This window comes from Nonomuraea sediminis (assembly GCF_018531495.1).
Lineage (GTDB): Bacteria > Actinomycetota > Actinomycetes > Streptosporangiales > Streptosporangiaceae > Nonomuraea > Nonomuraea sediminis.
Genome location: NZ_JAHDTI010000007.1, coordinates 574699 through 594874 on the forward strand (window position 1 = coordinate 574699; position 20176 = coordinate 594874).

The window sequence follows — 20176 nt, forward strand, 5'->3', positions numbered from 1 at the left end:
CACGAGTGGTGACCGCAAGCCTCACAACCAGCTCACCAGCCCAGGTCGTCCCACTCCTGGAGTAGGTGGGCCGTGGCCGCCGCAGGGGCCGTGAACGACCAGCGGCCCGGCGGCAGGTTCAGAGCGCAGCCCCCGTCGCCCAGTCTGGTAGTCGGCAGCTGCTCGCTGAGGCCCATGAGGAAGGTGCCGTTGACGGTCATCCCGTCCCATGCGCCGCGCACGGGCAGTACCGCTCGGGCGGTCACGCCCTCCGGGACGGCGAACGTGAACTGGACCCCGTCGGGCCCGGCCCGCCAGCCCGACTCGACGGTCCCCGACGCGCTCTCGTAGCGGGCGTGCGCCTGGCGCAGCAGCGGGACGGGGCCGGGACGCAGCAGCAGCTCGCCGAAGCCGCCACCCGTCCCGCGCGGGTCGTCGCCCAGGCCCGCCACGTGCCGGAACAGCCACTCGCCCACGCAGCCGTAGGCGTAGTGGTTGAAGGAGTTCATGGCCGGCGTCTGCAGGCCGTGCCGGTGGTGCCAGGCATCCCAGCGCTCCCACATGGTCGTCGCCCCGGCGCGGAGCTGGTAGCGCCAGGACGGATAGCCCTCTTGGTTGAAAATCCGGCACGCCAGGTCGTGATGGCCGGTCTCCGACAGGACGGGCAGCAGCAGGGGGGTGCCGACGAAGCCCGTCATGAGCCGGTGCCCGTCGGCGCGGATCAGCTCGGCCAGCGCCTGCGCCGACGCGGCCCGGTCCTCGGGCGGGACCAGGTCCCAGGCGAGGGCGACGGCGTAACCGGTCTGCGTCTCGGTGTGCAGCCTCGGCCCGCTGAGGAAGGCCCGCTGGAAGGCGCCCGACACGCGGGTGAACGCCTCGCCGTACTCCGGCGCGTGCGGCTCGCCAAGCACGTCGGCCACGTGTGCGACCAGGCGGAGGCTGCGGGCGAGGGCGGCGGTGGCGATGAGGCTCTTGGGCGTCTCGACCGTGCCAGGGGCCAGCCAGTCGCCCAGGGCCCTGCCCGGTCTGATGCCTCCCTCGGCCTGGGCCAGGCAGTAATCGGCCCACCGCCGCATCGGGTCGTACGCGCGGCGCAGCGTGCGGTCGTCGCCGTAGCGCCGCCACAGCAGCCACGGCACCTCGACCAGCGCGTCGGACCATACGGGGGAGTCGTATCCGTACTCGGGCAGGACCGGCGCGACATGCGGGACCGCGCCGTCGGCCCGCTGCCCGTCGATCAGCGTCGTCACCCAGCCGGACAGGAACGCCTGCGTGTGCCGCAGGAAGCTGAGCGTCGAGCCGAACACCGAGATGTCGGCCGTCCAGCCGGTTCGCTCGTCGCGCTGCGGGCAGTCGGTCGGCACGCTCACCAGGTTGCCGTCCGCCGACGCGCCAATGTTGGCGACGAGTTGCCGTACGGCGGGATCGCTCACGGTCAGCGAGCCGGTGACGGCGAGCGCGGAGGACAGCAGCACCGCCTCCAGGTCGTCCGGTGTCAGCGCGCCCGGCCAGCCGGTGACCTCCGCGTAGCGGAACCCGTGCAGGGTGAACGCGGGCTCCACGACATGCGAGCCGGGGCCGAGAGCGAACTCGTCACGCTGGTCCGCGGTGCGCAGGTTGTCGGTGTAGAGCCGTCCGGTCGCGGTCAGCTCCTCCCCGTGCCGCACCACGATCCGTACGGGGCCCGGGGCGTCGACGCTCATCCGTACACGCCCGACGACGTTCCGCCCGAAGTCTGCAACCTGGACGCCCGGCGCGGGTTCGGTCACGGACACGGCGGGCACCGTGCCGATCACCCGCACCGGGGGAGCGGGGTCGGCCTCCACCAGGATCTCCGGGGCGGCCGTCGTCTCGGCGGGCCCGACCTGCCGGGAAGGGGCCTGGACGGTCTCGCCCATCACCAGGTCGGCGCGCGGGCGGCCGAGATCCCGCCGGGTCCAGGCCGCGTCCGTGGCGAACACGAGGCGGACCCCGTCGTCGTCCCGCACGAGCACCTGGGCGCTGGCGGCGGGCCGGTCGCCGTAGCGGCGCGGGCCTCCGCCGGCGACGTGACCCGCGTACCATCCGGGAGCGAGCCACAGCTCCAGCTCGTTCTCGCCGGGTACGAGCAGCTTCGTGAGCTCCAGCAGCCGATAGCGTGTCCGATGGCCGTAGTCGGTCCAGCCTGGAGCCAGTTCCTCCTCGCCCAGCCGTACCCCGTTGAGCAGCGCCCGGTAGACGCCCAGCGCGGTGGCGGCCAGCCAGGCGCGCCCGGGAGCGGGACGCCACGTGAACGACCGGTGCAGGCTCACCGCCGCCCGAGGGTCGCCCGCCAGCCAGGGGGCGTCCCACCCACCGCGCGCCCGCAGGCCCGTGGTGAACGCGCCGGTCGCGTGCCCTTCCACACTCCACGTGTACGGCGTCAGCGGCGCCAGCCGCTCACCCGGCACGTCCACGCAGTGCGATCCGGCAAGCACGGACGACCGCCACACCTCGCGCCCGTCCGAAGACACCATCATGGTGGCCTCCTTGAGCAGCCGGGCGTCCCACGACAGCCGGGGCGACGGCTCGTCCACGCCTACCGGATCCGCCAGACCGCACGTCAGGCCCGCCCGTGAACCGGGCGGGGCCGAACGGATGAACGGCGCCTGCGCGCCTGAGACCTGCACTCCGAGCACCCCCGAATCCCGGTTCACGCATCGAGCCCGGTGGTGAAGGCGTTGTGCAGACCGTCGACGTCCACGCCGGACAGGCTCGGCGCCATCACGTTGATCAGCAGCACGAAGCACGCGTCCTGCTCCGGGTACATCCACCACTGGCACCCCGAGGCGCCGCCGTGCCCGTACAGCCGCCGGTCGAGCAGCCCGGGAGCCGAGTGGCGCAGGTTCCAGGTGAGGCCCCAGTCCTGCCCGGCGTTGACCGGGTCGGGCTGCAGCTTGACCAGGCCCGTCGTCTGCGGGGTCGTCATGGCGGCCAGGGTGGTCGGGTGGATCAGCTCGCGGTCGCCGCGCAGCAGCGCGCCGCCCAGCGCCAGGAGGTCTTCGGCGCGGGAGAACAGCGCCCCTGCCGGGTGGCGGAGCCGTACGAACGCATCGAAGTCGAAGCCAGGCCCGAGCAGGTCGATGCCGTGGACCTCGGCCGCGTCGCACGCCGGGTCGAACGTGATCCGCCCTCCGCCCGGCACCAGCGTGTTCAGGTCGGAGTCGATCACGTCGGCCACGTCGCGGCCTGTGACGTCGCGGACCATCTCCGCGATCCCGGCGAAGGCCAGGTTGGAGTACTGGCTGAGCGTGCCTGCCTCGAACATTGACGGCGCGGTGACGAGGTGGTCCAGCAGGTTGTCGGGCGTGAGCGTCTGCTCGGCGATGCCGCTGGTGTGGGTGAGCAGGTGCCAGAGCGTCACGTCGGGTCGCGCGAAGTTCGGCAGTACGTCCCGCAGCGGGCGACGCAGCGACAGCAACCCCCGCTCGACCTGGCGCAGGGCGGCCAGCCCCACCAGCGGCTTGGTCACCGAGAACAGCGCGAAGTGGTCCTCGGTCCTGGTCTCGCGGCCGTCGTGCTCGCCGAATGCCTCCAGCACCTGGATCCCGTCGGAGGTGGCGGCGCCGAACACCGCGCACGGCAACCGCCCCTCCTTGATCTCGCGCCTGACCCAGTCGAGTGCGATGTCGTGAGTGGTCATCCCTTGAGTGCACCTTCCGTAAGACCGGCCAGGACGCGCTTCTGCGCGACGACGTACACCGCCACGAGGGGCAGCGTGGTGAGCAGGACGTGGGCGAAGACGAGGTTCCAGTTCAGGCTCTGCAAGGTGCCGGAGGCGAACTGGAACAGGTTCAGCGGCAGCGTGGCGTTCGCGCTGCCCTGGAGCAGGAAGAGGGCGAAGAAGAAGTCGTTCCAGACGTTGATGATCAGGATCACGCTGCCGACGAACAGCACCGGCCGCAGCAGGGGCAGCAGGATGCGGACGAAGACCTGCCGGCGGGAGGCGCCGTCGATGGCGGCGGCGTCCTCCAGGTCGCGGGGGAAGGCCCGGACGAATCCGGTCGCCAGGAAGATCACGATGCCCAGGCGGCAGCCGGTCATCGTCAGCACGTAGCCGAGCGAGCCGCCGTCCAGCGACAGGGCGCGCAGCAGGTAGACGGTCGGGATGATCGACGGCGGCAGCAGGATCGACAGCCCCATCACGAAGTAGGCCGCCTGCAGCCATCGCGACCGGCTGCGCCCGAACGCCCATGCCGCCGCCGCGCCGAGGAACACCACGGCGACCACGATCGGCACGGTCACCTTGAGGCTGTTGACCAGCCCCATCAGGTAGCCGCCCCGGTCGAGCACGATGCCGTAGTTCTCGGCGATCGCCCACGTCCTGGGCAGGCCGAGGCCCAGCTCGGCGGCCTCGCCCGCGGGTTTGAAGGAGTTGACGACCACGAGCCAGATGGGCACGAGCACCCACGGGATCGCGAAGAGCGTCAGCGCCGTGTACTTGAGGACCGCTCTCATCCCGTCACCTCCCTGCGCCGCAGCCACCACACGAGGGGCACGGCGGTGGCGATCACCAGCAGCGTCACGGTGAACCCCAGCGCGCTGGCGGAGCCGAAGAAGCCCTGCCCCCACTGCTGGCGCATCACCACGTTCAGGGCCCGCGTGTGGTCGCCGGGCCCGCCGCCGGTGGTGGCGGCGATCACGTCGTACGCGCTGAGCGCGCCCACCAGCGTGACCGCCACGTTGAAGGTCAGCGCCGGGGCGAGCAGCGGGAACACCACCCGCCGGAACCGGGTCCACGGGCCGGCCCCGTCGACGATCGCCGACTCCAGCAGCGACTTCGGGATGGAGTTGAGGCCCGCGATGTAGACGAGGGTGATCAGCCCGCTCCACTTCCACGCGTCGATGAACGCGACCACCACCAGCGCGGTGGACGGTTCGCCCAGCCACGCCCAATAGACGCCGAAGAATGAGTTGACCGCCCCGTCGGGGGCGAGCAGCCCGCGCCAGATGTATCCGGCGGCCAGCGGCGAGATGAGCGTCGGCAGGAAGAACGCCGAGCGGAAGACGGTGTTGATCCGGCTGGTCCGCTGGAGGGCCAGGGCCAGCGAGATACTGACCGTGTTCTGGATGGCCATGCACAGGATCGCGTACAGCACGGTCACGGTGACCGCGTTGGCCAGCAGGTCCTGGTCGATCAGCGTGCGGACGTTCTCCAGCCCGTTCCAGGTGATCTCGGCCCGGAAGCTCGTCCAGGAGGAGAACGCGAACCGGACGTTGAGCAGGAACGGGGCGACGAAGAAGACCGTGACCAGCACGATCGCGGGCAGTGTCCACGGCAGCCAGGCCGCCCTGTTCCGCATCACCATCCGGGCAGCCCTGCCGCCTTGGCCGCCTGCTGGACCTGGCCCTGTAGCTGGGTCGCCGCCTCCTGCGGATCCTTCTGTCCGGCGATCAGCTCGGACATGAGCTGGGCCAGCCCGCCCATGCCGGGGATGTCGGAGTTGAAGGCGATGACCGCGCCGGTGTCGTACGCCTTCTTGACGTCCTGCAGCACGGACGAGACGCCCTGCGGGTCGGGCACGTCCTTGAACACGGGGAAGGTCTTGGACGCGGTGATGTACTCGGCGTAGGCCGGGCCGGTCATGAAGCGCACGAAGTCGAGCGACGCCTTCTCCCGCGCCGCGTCACCGGTCTTGGGCAGGTAGAACGTGCCGATCGGGCCGGGCGCGTAGGTCACGAGCGGCTTGTCGCTCGACAGGCCGACGAACCCGACGGACTCGTCGACGGTCTTCTGGTCGCCGCCCGCGGCTGCGAGGAGGGCCGGGAGCATGTCGGAGTGCTGGGCGACCATGGCGGCGTCGCCGGTCACGAGGGCCTTCATGGAGTCCTCGAACTTGGCGGTGACGATGTCCTTGTTGAAGCAGCCGTCGGCCTTCAGCTTGGCGTAGGCGGTCAGGCCGGCGACGAAGGGCGAGCCCGCGTCGGCCAGCGTGCTGCTGTGGCCCGCGATGGCCTTGCCGTACGCGTTGGACTGGTTGGCGCCTGCCAGGTAGAGGATGGGCAGGATCTGCACCGGCCAGATCGACCCGCCCGACTCGAAGACCGGCGTGACCCCGGCGGCCTTGAGCTTGGGGCAGACGGCGGCGAGCTCGGCGAAGTTCGTGGGCGGGGTCAGCCCGGCCGCGGCGAAGACCTTCTTGTTGTAGTAGAGGCCGAAGACCTGGGGGAAGCCGGTGATGGCGGCGTAGACCTTGCCGTTGACGGACCCGGCGGCCTGGTAGAGGTCGCCGGACCTGGCGATGTACGCCTCGCCTGTCAGGTCGCGCAGGTTCTCGGCCGGGTTGAGGGCGAGCAGGCCGCTCACCGTCGCGTGGTACTCCAGGATGTCCGGGCGGTCGCCGGTGGCCCACTTGGTCTGGGTGGTGTCCTCGAAGCCGTCGGACGGGATCGACACGAGCTCGATCTTGTGGCCGAACTGCTTCTCGAACTTCTTGTACATCTCCAGCAGCGGCGCGGGGTCCGCGCTGTTGTGCCAGAGGGTCAGCTTCACCTGACCGGTCCCCTCCGGGGCGGACGACCCGCAGCCGGCGAGGGACAGGGCGAGGACGGCGCCGATCGCCGCGCCGAGCAGACGAGATGGTGCTCTCACGCCCGTGCTCCTGTTCATGTTAGAGAGTTCTGTGTAGAACGTTCTCCATTGTTAGGGCACGAGAGAATTGCTCGTCAAGAGGTAGACCTGGGTGGTAGTAGCGGGCTAGCCTCATCTTCCAGAAAAGTGTGTAGTTCGTTCTACGAAAACTCTCTGAAGGACGGCGTGTGACGAGCGGACGGGTGACGATCGCCGATGTGGCCAGGCGAGCCGGGGTTTCCACGGCCGCCGTGTCCAAGGTGGTGCGCGGGGCCTACGGCGTGAGCGCGGAGATGCGGGCCAAGGTGGCGCAGGCCATCGACGAGCTCGGTTACCGCCCGCACGCCGCAGCCCGCGCCCTGCGCGGACGCACCTACACCCTCGGCGTCATGCTCTCAGACACCCGCAACCCGTTCTTCCCCGACATCATCGAGGGCGTCACCGGCCAACTGGGCGACACCGAGTACCAGGTGCTGCTCGGACCTGGCGGGATCGAGCCCAAGACGCAGGCCAGGATGACCGACGCCATGATCGACCGAAGCATGGACGGGCTCATCCTGATCTCGCCGGTCATGACGGACGCCGAACTCGCCGCCATCGCGACGGCCACCCCGGTCGTCGTGGTGGGCAGGCACGGCGCCGCCGCGGCTTACGACGCGGTCGTCGACGACGACGTGATGGGGGCGGGGCTCGTGGTCGACCACCTGGTCGAGCTCGGGCACACCCGGATCGCGCACATCACCCACCTGGAGCGGGCCCGCGCCCAGGGACTGCCGCACACGGTGCGCGCCGAAGGCTACCGCCAGGCGATGCACGCCCACGGACTCGCCGACGACGTGCTGGCCACCTCCTTCACCGAGGAGGGCGGCTTCGAGGGTGCGCGGGAACTGCTCGCGCGCGACGACCGGCCCACCGCGATCTTCGCCGGGGCCGACATCGCGGCGCTCGGCGTGCTGCGCGCCGCCGACGAGGCGGGCCTGTCGGTGCCGGAGGACCTCTCCGTCACCGGATACGACAACATCGGCATCGCCTCGCTCAAGCGCATCTCGCTTACCAGTGTTGACCAGGACGGGCACGTGATCGGGGCGACCGCCGCGCGCCTGCTCGTCGAACGCATCGAGGGACGCTCACGATCGGTGACGTCGTCGGTGTCGCCCACGCTGATCGTCCGCGGAACCACAGGACCGCCTCGCCCCTGAGAACCAGCCGCACGTCGGGGGACTGTCGCGGACCATGCGTTAAAACGATTCGATGGAAGGACCCCCGTGAGACGACTCGCTCTCCTCGCCCTTCTCCTCCCGCTGGTCGCGCCCGCGCAACCGGCCTTCGCCCAGGCGGCCGCTCTGGCCTGTCCGGTCAGGGTCGACCCCGCCGCGTTCGCCTCCGAGGCCCGCCTGGGCACCCTGGCCGAGCAGCAGGAGGCGTTCGGCCCCAGGCCGACCGGCTCCACCGCGCACGCCGACTACGTCGACTGGCTGGAGGACGAGATGGCGGCCATCCCCGGCCTCCAGTTCTCCTCCCTGCCCTACGCCATCGACCGCTGGGACAGCCTCGGCACCGGCCTGACCGTCGGCGGTACGGCCGTGCAGGTCGCGGCCCCCGTGCCGTTCTCCTCCTCCACCGGCGCGGGCGGCGTCTCGGCGCCGCTCGTCCACCTGGCCACAGGGACGAACATCACCGCGGCCAACGCCGCAGGGAAGATCGTCGTCAGGGACCTGCCGTGGACCAACGTGCCCAACCTGCTATTCTATCCGCTCGCCCTCGGCTACTCCATGTACGACCCGGCCAACACGATCAACCCGCTCGGCTCGGAGTCGATGGAGTCCCCGGCCGCGGCCGACGCCGACCTCAAGGCGGCCGCCGCCGCGGGCGCGGTGGGCGTGATCGAGGTCAGCCAGCTCCCGCATGTCCAGATCCAGGGCCTTTACGCGCCCTACGAGGGCCTGCCGTACGGCGTGCCAGGCGCGTACGTCGGCGCCGACCAGGGCAAGCAGATCAAGGACGCGCTGGCCGCCGGGCAGCCGGTCCAGGCCGCGCTGACCGTGAACGCCGCATGGACGCCGACGACGACCCGCACCCTGCTCGCGACGCTTCCCGGCGGGAGCGCCCAGAAGATCGTCGTAGAGAGCCACACCGACGGCATGAGCCCGGTGTGGGACAACGGCCCGCTCACCATGATCGAGATGGCCCGCTACCTGTCGTCGCTACCGGTGGAGTGCCGTCCGCGCACCGTGCAGTTCGCGTTCGTGACCGGCCATCTCTACCAGCACCTGACCGGCCCCAACGTCCGCGAGGGCGGCGCGGGTCAGCTTGCCGCCCAGCTCGACGCCGAGTACGACCAGGGCGGGGTCTCCTCCGTCGTCGTGCTTGAGCACCTCGGCGCCAAGCGCTACGACGCGGTCGCCAGGCCGAACGGCCTGCCAGGCAAGCAGCTCGTCGCCAACCCCAGTCTCACCGAACTGCTGATGGTCCCCGTCAGCGAGAGCACGCCGCTGCGCGAACTGGTCAAGGGCCACATCCAGTACTGGGACGTGAAGCGCACCGCGATCCTCAAGGGCCTGTCGGCGGCCGACCTCGCCACGGTGCCGCACCACTGCGGCTTCGGTGGCGAGGGCACGCCGTACAACCAGCACCTGCTGCCTGTCATCTCGCCCATCGCCGCGCCCAAGACGCTGTTCTCGCCGCAGTTCGGCACCGAGGCCATCGACCTGTCGGTGATGCGCAAGGCGTCGCTCGCCTTCACCGACGTCGTGCTCGACCTCGGCCCGATGGCCCAGTCGGCCGTCGCGGGCGACGTGACCGCCATGCGCCAGCAGCGCGCCTCCGGCACGCCGGGGTGTGCGTGAGCATAGACAGGAAGACGCTCGTGCGTCGGCACACCATCGCCGACGCCGGGTGCCCGCTCACCGTCGGCAACGGGGAGTTCGCCTTCACCGCCGACGCCACCGGGCTGCAGACCTTCGCGCCGCTGGGCACGCAGGCGCAGTGGGGCTGGCACACGATGCCCAACCCCAAGGGCCACGTGCTGGAGGACGCGCTCACCGACTACGACGGCGTCGGCTATCCGGACCTGTATCCGGCCACCGAGGCGGGCGGCTGGCTGCACGTGAACCCGCACCGCCTGGATCTCGGCCGGATCGGCCTCGAGGTCGACGAGGCCGCCCCACTCGGCCGGTCGGCGCAGACCCTCGACCTGTGGACCGGCACGCTGTCCAGCTCCTTCGAGCTGGGCGGCCTGCCGTACGAGGTGGAGACGGTCTGTCACCCCGAGCGGGACCTGCTGGCCATCCGCGTCGTGGGCGGCGCGGGGATCAGGATCGCCTTCCCCTACGCCAGCGACGGCTGGCACACCACCGCCGACTGGGACAAACCCGACAGGCACACCACCACGCACGCGCTCACGCGCACGCCGTACGGCTCGCGCTGCGACTTCACCCGCGTCCTGGACGCGGACCGATATCACGTGGCCGCCGAGTGGGCAGGGTCGGCGCGGCTCACGTCGCCCGGCGGTCACGTGTACCTGATCCAGGGCGACGAGCTGGAACTCGTCGTCGAGTTCGCACGCCACCCCGTCGGCGCCGCCCTCCCGTCCTTCTCCCAGGTCCGTACGGCTGCCGCCGCCCACTGGGAGAGGTTCTGGACGAGCGGGGGAGCGGTGAGCTTCGACGGCAGCACCGACCCGCGAGCGCCCGAGCTCGAACGCCGGGTCGTGCTCTCGCAGTACCTCACCGCGGTCAACTGCGCAGGCTCCACCCCGCCGCAGGAGACCGGGCTGGCCGTCAACTCCTGGAGCGGCAAGTTCCACCTGGAGATGCACTGGTGGCACGCCGCCCACTTCGCCCTGTGGGGCAGGCCCGAGCTGCTGGAGCGGAGCCTGCCGTGGTATCGCTCGATCCTGCCGCGGGCCAGGGCCACGGCCGGACGGCAGGGTTTCCGCGGTGCCCGCTGGCCCAAGCAGGTGGGGCCGGAGGGCAGGGAGAGCCCGAGCGAGATCGGCGCCTTCATCGTCTGGCAGCAGCCGCACCTGATCTACTTCGCCGAGCTGCTCCGTCGGGTCCGCCCGGGGGCACTGGAGGACTACCGGGACCTGGTGTTCGAGACGGCCGAGTTCATGGCCTCCTTCGCGGGCGACGGGCATCTGGGGCCGCCGCTGGTCCCGGCGCAGGAGTCCTACTACGAGTCCAGGCGGTTGGTGCGCGATCCAGCGTTCGAGCTGGCCTACTGGTGGTGGGGGCTGGAGACGGCCCAGCGGTGGCGGGGCCTGCTCGGCCTCGACCCCGACCCGGAGTGGGCGCGGGTCCTGCGCGGCCTGGCCCGGCCGCTGGTGCGCGACGGCGTCTACGCGGCCATCGGCGTGGAGCCGTACACGATCAGGACCGACCACCCCTCGATGACCGGCGCGCTCGGGTTCGTGCCGCCCACCCCGCTGATCGACCCCGAGACCATGCGGGCCACCCTGCACGACGTGCTCGCCGACTGGGACCTGCAGAGCACCTGGGGCTGGGACTATCCGATGCTCGCCATGTGCGCGGCCAGGCTCGGCGAGCCTGACACCGCTGTGGACGCGCTGCTGATGGACGCCCCGAAGAACACCTACCTGGCCAGCGGCCACAACCACCAGTGGCCCGGCCTGCTGCCCCTCTACCTGCCGGGCAACGGCGGCCTGCTGGCCGCCGTCGCCCACATGGCGGCGGAGGAGTGCTTCCCCGAAGGCTGGCTGGTTCAGGCGGAAGGGGTGGTCGCGATGCCGTGATCGGGGCCGGCGAGCAGGGCGACCGTGTAGTGGTAGAGGTCGTCGGCCGACGACGTCAGAGTGGTGACGCGGCCCTCACGCACCTCCGAGGCGATGAACGCGGTGGTCCCGTAGACGATCAGGCGGGGCACCGCGGCACGCAGCGGCGGCAGCGAGGGATCCTCCAGCCTGGCCCGCGCGGCCAGCGCCCCGAGCATGTCGAGGAAGGGCCGATAGGCGGCCTCACGCTGCTCGACGGCCCGCTCACCCGCCCTTGGCAACTCCACGAAGTACGCCTGCGCGTACTCCGGGCGCTCCTGCCACCACAGCAGGTAGGCGGCCATCCCCAGCCAGAGTGCCTCGCTCCAGTGGTCGCCCGCCCCCGACGCGGCCGTGTAGATCGAGTCGAGCATCTCAGGCAGGTCGCGCTCGCATCCGGCGAGGAAGCAAGACTCCTTGTCGGCGAACTGGGCGTAGAAGGCGTTGCGCGAGACCCGCGCGGCGGCGATCACGTCCGGCACGCTCGTGGCGGCGTACCCACGCCTCGCGACGAGCCTCAGCATGGCCTCCACGAGGCGGTCTCGCTGGGAGTTGCGCACCGTGTCGGGGGAGAGTCCGTGCCGCCCCCTGGGGAGTGGCCGGGCCGCCGGAACTTCCTTCTGTTCATGTCTTGACATCGCTCACCGATCGTACTTCCCTCTCTTAGGAGACGTTCACGTCTCCAAATAGCCTACGAGGTGACCATGGAGAACTTCACCCGCCGGCAGGTGTTACGGGCAGGGGCGCTCGGCCTCATGTCGGCCGGATTCCTGTCGTGGACCACTGAGGCCAACGCCGCCTCCACCATCGAGATGATCTACAAGGCAACGGGTCCGTGGCCGGTCGCCACCGGCACCTCGGGCGGCCACCGGCTCTACTACCCTTCGACCCTGGGCTCGGGCGGCGTCACCCACCCGATCGTCACATGGGGCAACGGCTCGTGGGCCACCCCCGACAACTATCCGGGACTGCTCAACCACCTCGCCTCGTGGGGCTTCGCGGTGGTCGCCTCCACCGACACGACCACGGGCACCGGCGCCGAGATCCTCGCCGCCGCCCAGCACCTCATCAGCCTCGACACCGACCCCGCCAGCGTCTTCCACGGCAAGCTGAACACCGCCCAGGTCGCCGCCGTCGGCCACTCCCAGGGCGCGGGCGGCTCCATCAACGCGGCCAACGACTCCGCCGGGCTGATCAAGACCGTCGTGCCGATCGCCGTGCCCGCGCAGTGGATGGCCAGCCCAGGAGACGAGTTCTCCGTCGCCGACCTGACCTGCCCGGTGCTCTTCCTCAGCGGCGCGGACGACTGGCTGATCTCCTCGGCCGCGACCGTGCAGGGCTACTACGACCAGGCCACCGCCGGAGCGGGCAGGGCGCTGCTCAAAGGTGCGGGGCACAACGACATCCAGAACACCGGCGGGGCCTTCCTCGGCTACGTGACCGCCTGGCTGAGGTACCGCCTCCAGGCCGACACCCAGGCCCGCGGGGCGTTCGCCGGCAGCACTGCCGAGCTCCCCACCAACACGGCCTGGCAGAACCAGGCCCTCAAGAACCTCACCTAGGAGAACCACCATGGCGGATCTGACGCGGCGTGGGCTGCTCGCCGCCGGCGCGCTCACCCTGCTCGCCGGATGCGGCAAGGACCAGGCCCGACAGCAGGCCGCGAACGGCAGGCCGCAGGGCACGGTCAACGTCTGGCTGCACGGCTCGCAGGACACCGGCCCGCAGTTCCAGCAGCTCGTGCACCGCTACATGGCCGACTTCCAGGTCGACGTGCGGCTGCTCTACCTGCCCGTGGGCCAGCTCGACGCCAAACTGCTGACCGCTTTCAGCGGCGGCGCCCCACCCGACGTCTTCAAGATCGGCCACTGGAGCTTCCCCGCGCACGCCAAGAAGAAGCGGCTCGCGCCCGTCGACACCAAGGCGCTCTCGCTGCAGAACTACGAGCCGGGCACGACCACCCCGCTCACCTACCAGGGCGTGCCGTACGGCGTGCCCATCGACTTCAACCCCTGCATGCTCTACTACCGCAAGGACCGGTTCAAGCAGGCCGGACTCGATCCCGACAAGCCGCCGGCGACCTGGGAGGAGGTCGCCGAGTACAGCGCGAAACTCACCTCCGAGGACCGCAGGCGGGTCGGCATGCAGTGGCTCTACGGTGACCCGCAGTGGGCCCTCATGACGCTGACCGCACTCGTCCAGGGCAAGGGCGGCGAGCTCGTCGCGGCCGGCGGCGCGAAGGCGTCGCTGGCCACCGAGCAGGGCCTCAACGCCCTGACGTACATGTCAGGGATCGGCAACCCCAAACTCTCCAACCCGCTGGGCGCGCTCGGCCTGTTCTACTCCGGCGAGGCCGCCATGGTCGTCAGCGGCGCCTTCCTCGGCCCCGCGCTGGAGAAGCTGGGCAAGGCCAAGCTCACCTTCGGCAAGCAGTACGGCGTCGCGCCCATGCCCACCTGGGCCGGCGGCCCGCCCGTTGTTCCCGCCTACACCTGGGGCTGGGGTGTGGCCAAGGACTCGCCCAACCAGTTCACCGCCTGGCACCTCGTCAACTACCTGCAGGGCGCCCCGTCGGTGGCCGCCAACCTCGACAACGGCATCATCATCCCGACCAAGGGCTGGCGCGACGCAGGGCCGCGTGGCAAGTCCGAGATCATGAAGATCGTCGCCGACAGCCTCCCGCATGTCGACTTCGGCCCGATCATCCCCGGCACCCTCGAACTGGCGAAGGCCGCGGCCGGCGCCGTCGACTCCGTCGCCCACGGCAAGTCGACCCCCGCCCAGGCCGCGGCAACCTTCGACTCCACCGTGCGACTGGCCCTGTGAGCGTGCTCGGCAGGGTCAGAGCCCGGCCCCAGGCCACGGCGGGCGTGGCGCTGACCCTCCCGGTGGCCGTCTTCTTCGTCGTGTTCTGGCTCGTCCCGTTCCTGGCCGCCATCTATCTCAGCTTCACCGACTACGAGATGGCAGGGACGCCCAACTGGATCGGCCTCGCCAACTACGAGCGCATGTTCGCCGACCCCGGCTTCCTCAACTCGGCGTGGATCACCGTCGTCTACACGGTCTGCACGGTCGTCCCGACGATCGTGCTGGCCCTGCTGGTGGCCGTGCCGCTGAGCAAGCCGGGACGCCTCAACCGCTGGCTCAGAGCGCTCGTCATGATTCCGGCCGTGATGCCGCTCGCGGCCACGTCCATGGTCTGGGTGATCATCTACTCCGACCGCGGCCTGGCCAACACCCTCCTCGGTCTGGTCGGGATCGATCCGCAGTCCTGGCTGACCAGCTCCGACCTGGCCATCTGGGCCCTGGTCGTGATGGTCGTCTGGAAGAGCATGGGGCTGTTCGTGATCATCCTGACCGCGGGGCTACAGGGGCTGCCCGGCGAGGTGTACGAAGCCGCCGCCATCGACGGCTCAGGGGCGGTGACCACGTTCACCCGGATCACGCTCCCGCTGCTGCGCAGGACCCTGCTGTTTGTCCTGGTCATTTCGGTGGCCGGAGCGATGCAGGCGTTCGTGCCGGCCTTCCTGCTCACCGGCGGAGGGCCCGCCGACGCCACCCAGGTGCTGCCGTACTACATCTGGGCCAACGCCTTCCCTTACGAGCACATGGGCTACGCCGCCGCGATGGGCATGGTGCTGCTGGTCGCCATGGTGATCGTCTCGGCGCTGCAGTTCGGGTTCCTGAAGGGAGGCGACGAGTGAGAGCGGGAACCATCCTGCGCACCGTCTGGCTGATCGTCGCGGTCGGATTCATGTTGCTGCCGGTCTACGCCATGCTCGTCGTCGCCTCAGCGCCCGACGACACTGACCTGCGCGGGCTGGTTTTCAACGGCTTCCACTTGCCCGAGAACATCAGGCTGCTGTTCGGCGAGGGCAACCTGCCCACCTACCTGCGCAACAGCCTCATCCTGTGCGTGGGCACCGGCGTCCTGGACGTGATCTTCTCGGCCGCCGCCGGATACGCGATGGCCCAGCTGTCCTTCCCCGGCCGCCGCGTCCTGTTCGCGCTGGTGATCGGCACACTCGCGCTCACCCCGATGGTCCTGGTCATCCCCGTCTTCCTCATCGTGAAGGAACTCGGCTGGGTCAACACCTTCCAGGGCATGATGGTGCCCGGCATGATCAGCGCGTTCGGCGTCTTCCTGGCGCGGCAGTTCGCCCTGGGCATCCCGAAGGAGCTGCTGCTGGCCGCGCGGGTCGACGGCGCGGGGGACTTCCGCATCTTCGCGCGCATCGCCGTGCCGCTGCTCAAGCCCGCGCTCATCACCCTGTTCCTCGTGCACTTCCTGGCACAGTGGGACAACCTGCTGTGGCCGCTGATCGTGGCCAACGAGCAGGAGCTGTGGCCGTTGCCAGTGGGGCTGGCCAACTTCCAAAGCGAGGTCGGCTTCAACTATCACCTGACCACCACCGCGGCACTGGTCACCGCCGTGCCACCGTTCATCCTGATGGTGGCGCTGCAGCGTTACTACGTGGCGGGGCTCACCTTCGGAGGGCTGAAACGATGATCCCCGACACCGCGCGGATGATGGAGTGGATCGAGACGGTCACCTCGCGGGGCATCAGGCGTCCTGGCTACCCGGCCGACGACTGGACCGCCGCGTGGGCCGCCGAGCGCTTCACCGAGTTCGGGCTCCACGACGTACGGCTGGCGCCGGTCGAGTTGCCCGTCTGGCGGCCGGTGACGGCGGCCCTGGTAGTGCGCCTGGATGCCGCCCCATCGAGAGTTGTGCGGGTGGCGGCGTCCGCCCTGCCGTACACCACGCCGAAGGCGATCGTGACCGCGCCGGTCAGCCGCGAGGTCGTGCCGGGTGCGATCGTCGTGCCCGAGTACACCTTCACTGAGCTGCCGCAGTCCTACCTCAGGGACCTGGCGACGGCCGTGCACGACCCCGAGGGCGTCTTCGACGAGCTGGTCCAGACGCTGCCGTTCCAGCTCGACTACCTCGACGTCATCCAGGGCGTCATGGACGGCGGCGCCGCCGCCTTCGCGGGGGCGCTGACCGGGGTTCCGTGGGAGACACGCGACTACTACGTGCCCTACGACGCCGTGCACCGAGACCTCCCGGCCGTCTGGCTGTCGGGCGGCGACTCGCGGCGGGTGCTCGACCTGGTCGACGAGGGCCCCTGCACGGGCACGCTCACCGTCGAGTCGGAGACGGGCCCGGCCGTCTCGCACAACGTGATCGGCACGCTCCCCGGCCGGTCCGGCCAGTGGGTGATCATCGGCTCGCACCACGACGCGCCCTGGGCCTCGGCCGTCGAGGACGCCTCGGGGATCGCGCTGGTGCTGGCCGCCGCCCAGTACTGGGCGGGCGTGCCCGAGCGGGACCGGCCGCACAACCTGATCTTCCTGCTGACCGCAGGTCACATGGCGCACGCCGCGGGCACCCGGGCCTTCATCGAGGAGAACCGCGGCCTGCTGGGCGACGTCGTACTCCAGCTCCACCTGGAGCACGCCGCCCGGCGGTGCGTGGTCGTGGACGACGAGCTGGTGCCCACCGGCGACCCCGAACCCGGCTGGTGGTTCACCACCAGGAAGCCGGAGCTGGAGAACCTGGTGGCGGCGGCCCTCGTCGCGGAGGACCTGAGACGCTCGTTCGTGCTGCCGCCGGACGTGTTCTCCCCGATGCCGCCCACCGACGGGGCCTTCTTCCACCCCGAAGAGGTGCCGCTCGTGCACTTCCTGTCGGCTCCCATGTACCTGTTCGACTCGGCAGACACCCTCGACAAGGTGCACGAGGCCAGCCTTGAGCCGCTCACCCGGGCGGCGATCAGAATCGTCGAAGGGACGGCCGGATGGCGCCGCGCATGATCGTGCGAACCACTGCCGGGCTGGTCGAGGGCAGGGTCGAGGAGGGGGTGCTCGCTTTCCTCGGCGTGCCGTACGCCGCCCCGCCCTTCGGCGAGCACCGCTTCGGCGCGCCCGTCCCGCCACCCGCGTGGGACGGCGTTCGGCCCGCCGTCACGCGGGGCGATGCCGCCCCGCAGGCGGCCGGTGAGGACATCGGTCTGTACGCGCCCGACGTCTTCGAGGTCGGCGAGGATTGCCTTAACCTCGACGTGCGCACCCCTGAGACTGGCCGGGCCGGGTTGCCCGTCCTGGTCTGGATCCACGGCGGCGCGTTCTCCATCGGCGGCAACGGGGCGGCCTGGCACCAGGGCTCCCGCTTCGCCCGCGACGGCGTGGTCTGCGTGGCCATCAACTACCGGCTCGGCTTCGAGGGCTTCCTGGCCCTGGAGGACGCCCCGCTCAACCGGGGCGTCCTCGACTGGCTGGCCGCGCTGGAATGGGTACGCGACAACATCGCGGCCTTCGGTGGCGACCCCGGCAACGTGACGATCGCCGGGCAGTCGGCGGGCGCCGCCGCCGTCGCCACCCTGCTGACGATGCCCCGCGCCGAAGGGCTGTTCCGGCGCGCGATCGTGATGAGCGGCTCGGCCAGCCTGGTCGCCACCGAGCAGGAGGCGCGCGACTATGCCAAGACGCTCGCCACCCGGCTGGGGATCGACCCGACCAGGTGCTCCTTCGCCGGGCTGTCCCCCGAGGCGCTCGTCGCCGAACAGCCGCCGCCGCTGACCGGTGACTCCGGCGGGCTGAACGAGTCGGTGCCGGTCAAGCCGGTCGTCGACGGTGACCTGATCCCGGCCGTCCCGCTGGCCGCCCTGCGTGCAGGCGCGAGCGGGCACCTTCCAGTGCTGGTCGGCTGCACCTCCCAGGAGACTGACGTGTTCGTCCGCCGCCTGGCCGCCGACCTCGACGAGGCCGCCGCGCAGGCCGCGCTCGACCACCTCGGCGTCCAGGTCGACGAACCCGGCCTCACGCCCGCCGAGCGCGTCGGACGTGCCTTCACCCAGCACCTGTTCACCCGCGAGACGCGCTGGATCCGCGAGGCTAGGCCCGCCTACGCCTACGAGTTCCGGTGGGAGTCGCCCGTCGAGAGCCCGTTCGGCGGCGGACGTGTGGGCGCGGTGCACAACCTCGACCTGCCCTTCGTCTTCGACGTGCTCGACGCGCCCGGCGTCGAACGCACCGCAGGGCCGGGCGCGCCGCAGGCCGTGGCCGACGCGATGCACGCCGCCTGGGTGCGCTTCGCCCGCACCGGCGATCCCGGCTGGCCACTCGGGCACACCATGGTCTTCAACGAACCCACCGACCGGAGGTTGTGACATGCAGTCCTACTCGAGCGCGGTGGCGCCGACCCCGCTGCTGGGCGAGACCATCGGCGACAACTTCGAGTGGACCGTGCGGCGCTTCGGCGACCGCGAGGCACTCGTCGACGTGCCCTCCGGTCGTCGCTGGACCTACGCCGAGCTCGACGCCGACGTGAACCGGCTGGCCCTCGCTCTCCTCGCCTCCGGCATCGCCAAGGGCGACCGGATCGGCATCTGGGCGCCCAACTGCGCCGAATGGGTGATCGTCCAGTACGCCACCGCGAAGATCGGCGCGATCCTGGTCAACGTCAACCCCGCCTACCGCGGCCACGAGCTCGACTACGTCGTCAGGCAGTCGGGCCTGCGCCTGCTCATCAGCGCGCTCACGCACAAGGGCAGCGATTACCGCGCGATGGTCGAGGAGATCGGGTTCGCCGACGTCGTCTACCTCGGCGACCCCGGCTGGGACCGGCTGCTGGCGCTGACCGCCCCCGAGGAGCGGCTGCGCGAGCGCATGGCGTCGCTGAGCGCCGACGACGCGATCAACATCCAGTACACCTCCGGCACGACCGGCTTCCCCAAGGGCGCCACGCTCTCGCACCACAACATCCTCAACAACGGGTTCTTCGTCGGCGAGCTCATTCACTACGACGAGCACGACAGGGTGTGCCTGCCGGTGCCCTTCTACCACTGCTTCGGCATGGTGATGGGCAACCTCGGCGCCACCTCCCACGGCGCGTGCGTGGTCATCCCCGCGCCCGGCTTCGACCCTGAGGCGACGCTGCGGGCCGTACAGCAGGAACGATGCACCTCTCTGTACGGCGTGCCGACCATGTTCATCGCCGAGCTCACCTTCGCAGGGCAGTACGACCTGTCCAGCCTGCGCACCGGCATCATGGCGGGCTCGCCCTGCCCTGTCGAGGTGATGAAGCGCGTCGTCACCGAGATGAACATGGCCGAGGTCGCCATCTGCTACGGCATGACCGAGACCTCGCCCGTCTCCACCATGACCAGGTCCGACGACAGCATGGAGCGCCGCACCGAGACCGTCGGACAGGTGATGCCGCACGTCGAAGTCAAGATCACGCACCTGGAGACCGGGCAGACCGTGCCGCGCGGTGAGCCCGGCGAGCTGTGCACCCGCGGCTACTCGGTGATGCTCGGCTACTGGAACGAGCCGGAGCGCACGGCCGAGGCCATCGACGCCGCCCGCTGGATGCACACCGGCGACCTGGCCACCATGGACGCCGACGGTTACGTCAACGTGGTCGGCCGGATCAAGGACATGGTCATCAGGGGCGGCGAGAACGTCTACCCGCGCGAGGTCGAGGAGTTCCTCTACCGCCACCCCGACATCGCCGACGTGCAGGTCATCGGCGTGCCCGACGAGAAGTACGGCGAGGAGCTCATGGCCTGGGTCGTTATCCGCCAGGGCGGCGCACCCCTGACCGCCGAGGCCGTCAGGGAGTTCTGCGCCGGCAAGCTCGCCCACTACAAGATCCCGCGCTATGTCCACGTCGTCGCCGGGTTCCCGATGACGGTTACCGGCAAGATCCGCAAGGTCGACATGCGCGAGGAGGGCGCGCGCCTGCTCGGGCTCGACTAGTGAGCTGGTTGTGAGGCTTGCGGTTGTCCGCTCGGAAACACGGTCTTGTGCTGTGAGCTGGGGTTTTGCCGCGC

16 protein-coding genes are annotated in these 20176 nt (G+C 70.5%); 10 read left to right on the top strand and 6 right to left on the bottom strand.

The genetic code is table 11. The features are described from left to right. Window positions 1-32: 32 nt before the first annotated feature. The 5 genes from KIK09_RS31145 to KIK09_RS31165 are packed head-to-tail and all read right to left on the bottom strand — an operon-like array spanning window position 33 to window position 6589. Window positions 33-2654, bottom strand: coding sequence for a family 78 glycoside hydrolase catalytic domain (locus KIK09_RS31145; RefSeq protein WP_214322954.1), 2622 nt, complete (start codon window positions 2652-2654; stop codon window positions 33-35). After that, window positions 2651-3640, bottom strand: a complete 990-nt coding sequence (locus KIK09_RS31150; RefSeq protein WP_214322955.1) for a serine hydrolase domain-containing protein — start codon at window positions 3638-3640, stop codon at window positions 2651-2653. The genes KIK09_RS31145 and KIK09_RS31150 overlap by 4 nt, the downstream gene beginning before the upstream one ends. Beyond that, window positions 3637-4455: a carbohydrate ABC transporter permease gene (locus KIK09_RS31155; protein ID WP_214322956.1), complete on the bottom strand. Its 819-nt coding sequence runs from the start codon at window positions 4453-4455 to the stop codon at window positions 3637-3639. Before KIK09_RS31155 ends, KIK09_RS31150 begins: the two co-directional genes overlap by 4 nt. Continuing rightward, complete coding sequence (locus tag KIK09_RS31160) at window positions 4452-5306, bottom strand: carbohydrate ABC transporter permease (protein ID WP_214322957.1); 855 nt, start codon at window positions 5304-5306, stop codon at window positions 4452-4454. Before KIK09_RS31160 ends, KIK09_RS31155 begins: the two co-directional genes overlap by 4 nt. After that, window positions 5300-6589 carry an ABC transporter substrate-binding protein gene (locus KIK09_RS31165; protein ID WP_214322958.1) on the bottom strand — a complete coding sequence of 430 codons (1290 nt, stop codon included), beginning with the start codon at window positions 6587-6589 and terminating at the stop codon, window positions 5300-5302. Before KIK09_RS31165 ends, KIK09_RS31160 begins: the two co-directional genes overlap by 7 nt. 167 nt (window positions 6590-6756) lie before the next feature. Here KIK09_RS31165 and KIK09_RS31170 point away from each other — a divergent pair, with 167 nt between their 5' ends. From KIK09_RS31170 to KIK09_RS31180, 3 genes are all read left to right on the top strand, one after another. Next, window positions 6757-7767 carry a LacI family DNA-binding transcriptional regulator gene (locus tag KIK09_RS31170; RefSeq protein ID WP_214322959.1) on the top strand — a complete coding sequence of 337 codons (1011 nt, stop codon included), beginning with the start codon at window positions 6757-6759 and terminating at the stop codon, window positions 7765-7767. A gap of 66 nt (window positions 7768-7833) precedes the next feature. Further along, on the top strand, window positions 7834-9414 hold the full coding sequence (locus KIK09_RS31175) for a zinc-binding metallopeptidase family protein (RefSeq protein ID WP_214322960.1): 1581 nt from the start codon (window positions 7834-7836) through the stop codon (window positions 9412-9414). Between the two features lie 20 nt (window positions 9415-9434). Beyond that, complete coding sequence (locus KIK09_RS31180) at window positions 9435-11321, top strand: hypothetical protein (RefSeq protein ID WP_214322961.1); 1887 nt, start codon at window positions 9435-9437, stop codon at window positions 11319-11321. Here the strand turns inward: KIK09_RS31180 and KIK09_RS31185 are convergent. Continuing rightward, window positions 11291-11863, bottom strand: coding sequence for a TetR/AcrR family transcriptional regulator (locus KIK09_RS31185; protein ID WP_214322962.1), 573 nt, complete (start codon window positions 11861-11863; stop codon window positions 11291-11293). The genes KIK09_RS31180 and KIK09_RS31185 overlap by 31 nt on opposite strands. Window positions 11864-12043: 180 nt before the next feature. Here KIK09_RS31185 and KIK09_RS31190 point away from each other — a divergent pair, with 180 nt between their 5' ends. The 7 genes from KIK09_RS31190 to KIK09_RS31220 are packed head-to-tail and all read left to right on the top strand — an operon-like array spanning window position 12044 to window position 20102. Next, the gene (locus KIK09_RS31190; protein WP_214322963.1) at window positions 12044-12901 is read left to right on the top strand and encodes a poly(ethylene terephthalate) hydrolase family protein; all 858 of its coding nucleotides are present in this window, start codon (window positions 12044-12046) and stop codon (window positions 12899-12901) included. Between the two features lie 10 nt (window positions 12902-12911). Next, the gene (locus tag KIK09_RS31195; RefSeq protein WP_214322964.1) at window positions 12912-14165 is read left to right on the top strand and encodes an ABC transporter substrate-binding protein; all 1254 of its coding nucleotides are present in this window, start codon (window positions 12912-12914) and stop codon (window positions 14163-14165) included. Continuing rightward, on the top strand, window positions 14162-15043 hold the full coding sequence (locus tag KIK09_RS31200) for a carbohydrate ABC transporter permease (protein WP_214322965.1): 882 nt from the start codon (window positions 14162-14164) through the stop codon (window positions 15041-15043). Before KIK09_RS31195 ends, KIK09_RS31200 begins: the two co-directional genes overlap by 4 nt. After that, the gene (locus KIK09_RS31205) at window positions 15040-15849 is read left to right on the top strand and encodes a carbohydrate ABC transporter permease (protein ID WP_214322966.1); all 810 of its coding nucleotides are present in this window, start codon (window positions 15040-15042) and stop codon (window positions 15847-15849) included. The genes KIK09_RS31200 and KIK09_RS31205 overlap by 4 nt, the downstream gene beginning before the upstream one ends. Further along, window positions 15846-17156 (top strand): M28 family peptidase, encoded by a 1311-nt coding sequence (locus KIK09_RS31210; protein ID WP_214322967.1) that lies wholly within the window; start codon window positions 15846-15848, stop codon window positions 17154-17156. The genes KIK09_RS31205 and KIK09_RS31210 overlap by 4 nt, the downstream gene beginning before the upstream one ends. Then, window positions 17153-18511 carry a carboxylesterase/lipase family protein gene (locus tag KIK09_RS31215; RefSeq protein WP_214322968.1) on the top strand — a complete coding sequence of 453 codons (1359 nt, stop codon included), beginning with the start codon at window positions 17153-17155 and terminating at the stop codon, window positions 18509-18511. The genes KIK09_RS31210 and KIK09_RS31215 overlap by 4 nt, the downstream gene beginning before the upstream one ends. Window position 18512: 1 nt before the next feature. After that, a complete protein-coding gene (locus KIK09_RS31220) occupies window positions 18513-20102 on the top strand; it encodes an AMP-binding protein (RefSeq protein ID WP_214322969.1) in 1590 nt (529 codons plus the stop codon). Window positions 20103-20176: the final 74 nt, after the last annotated feature.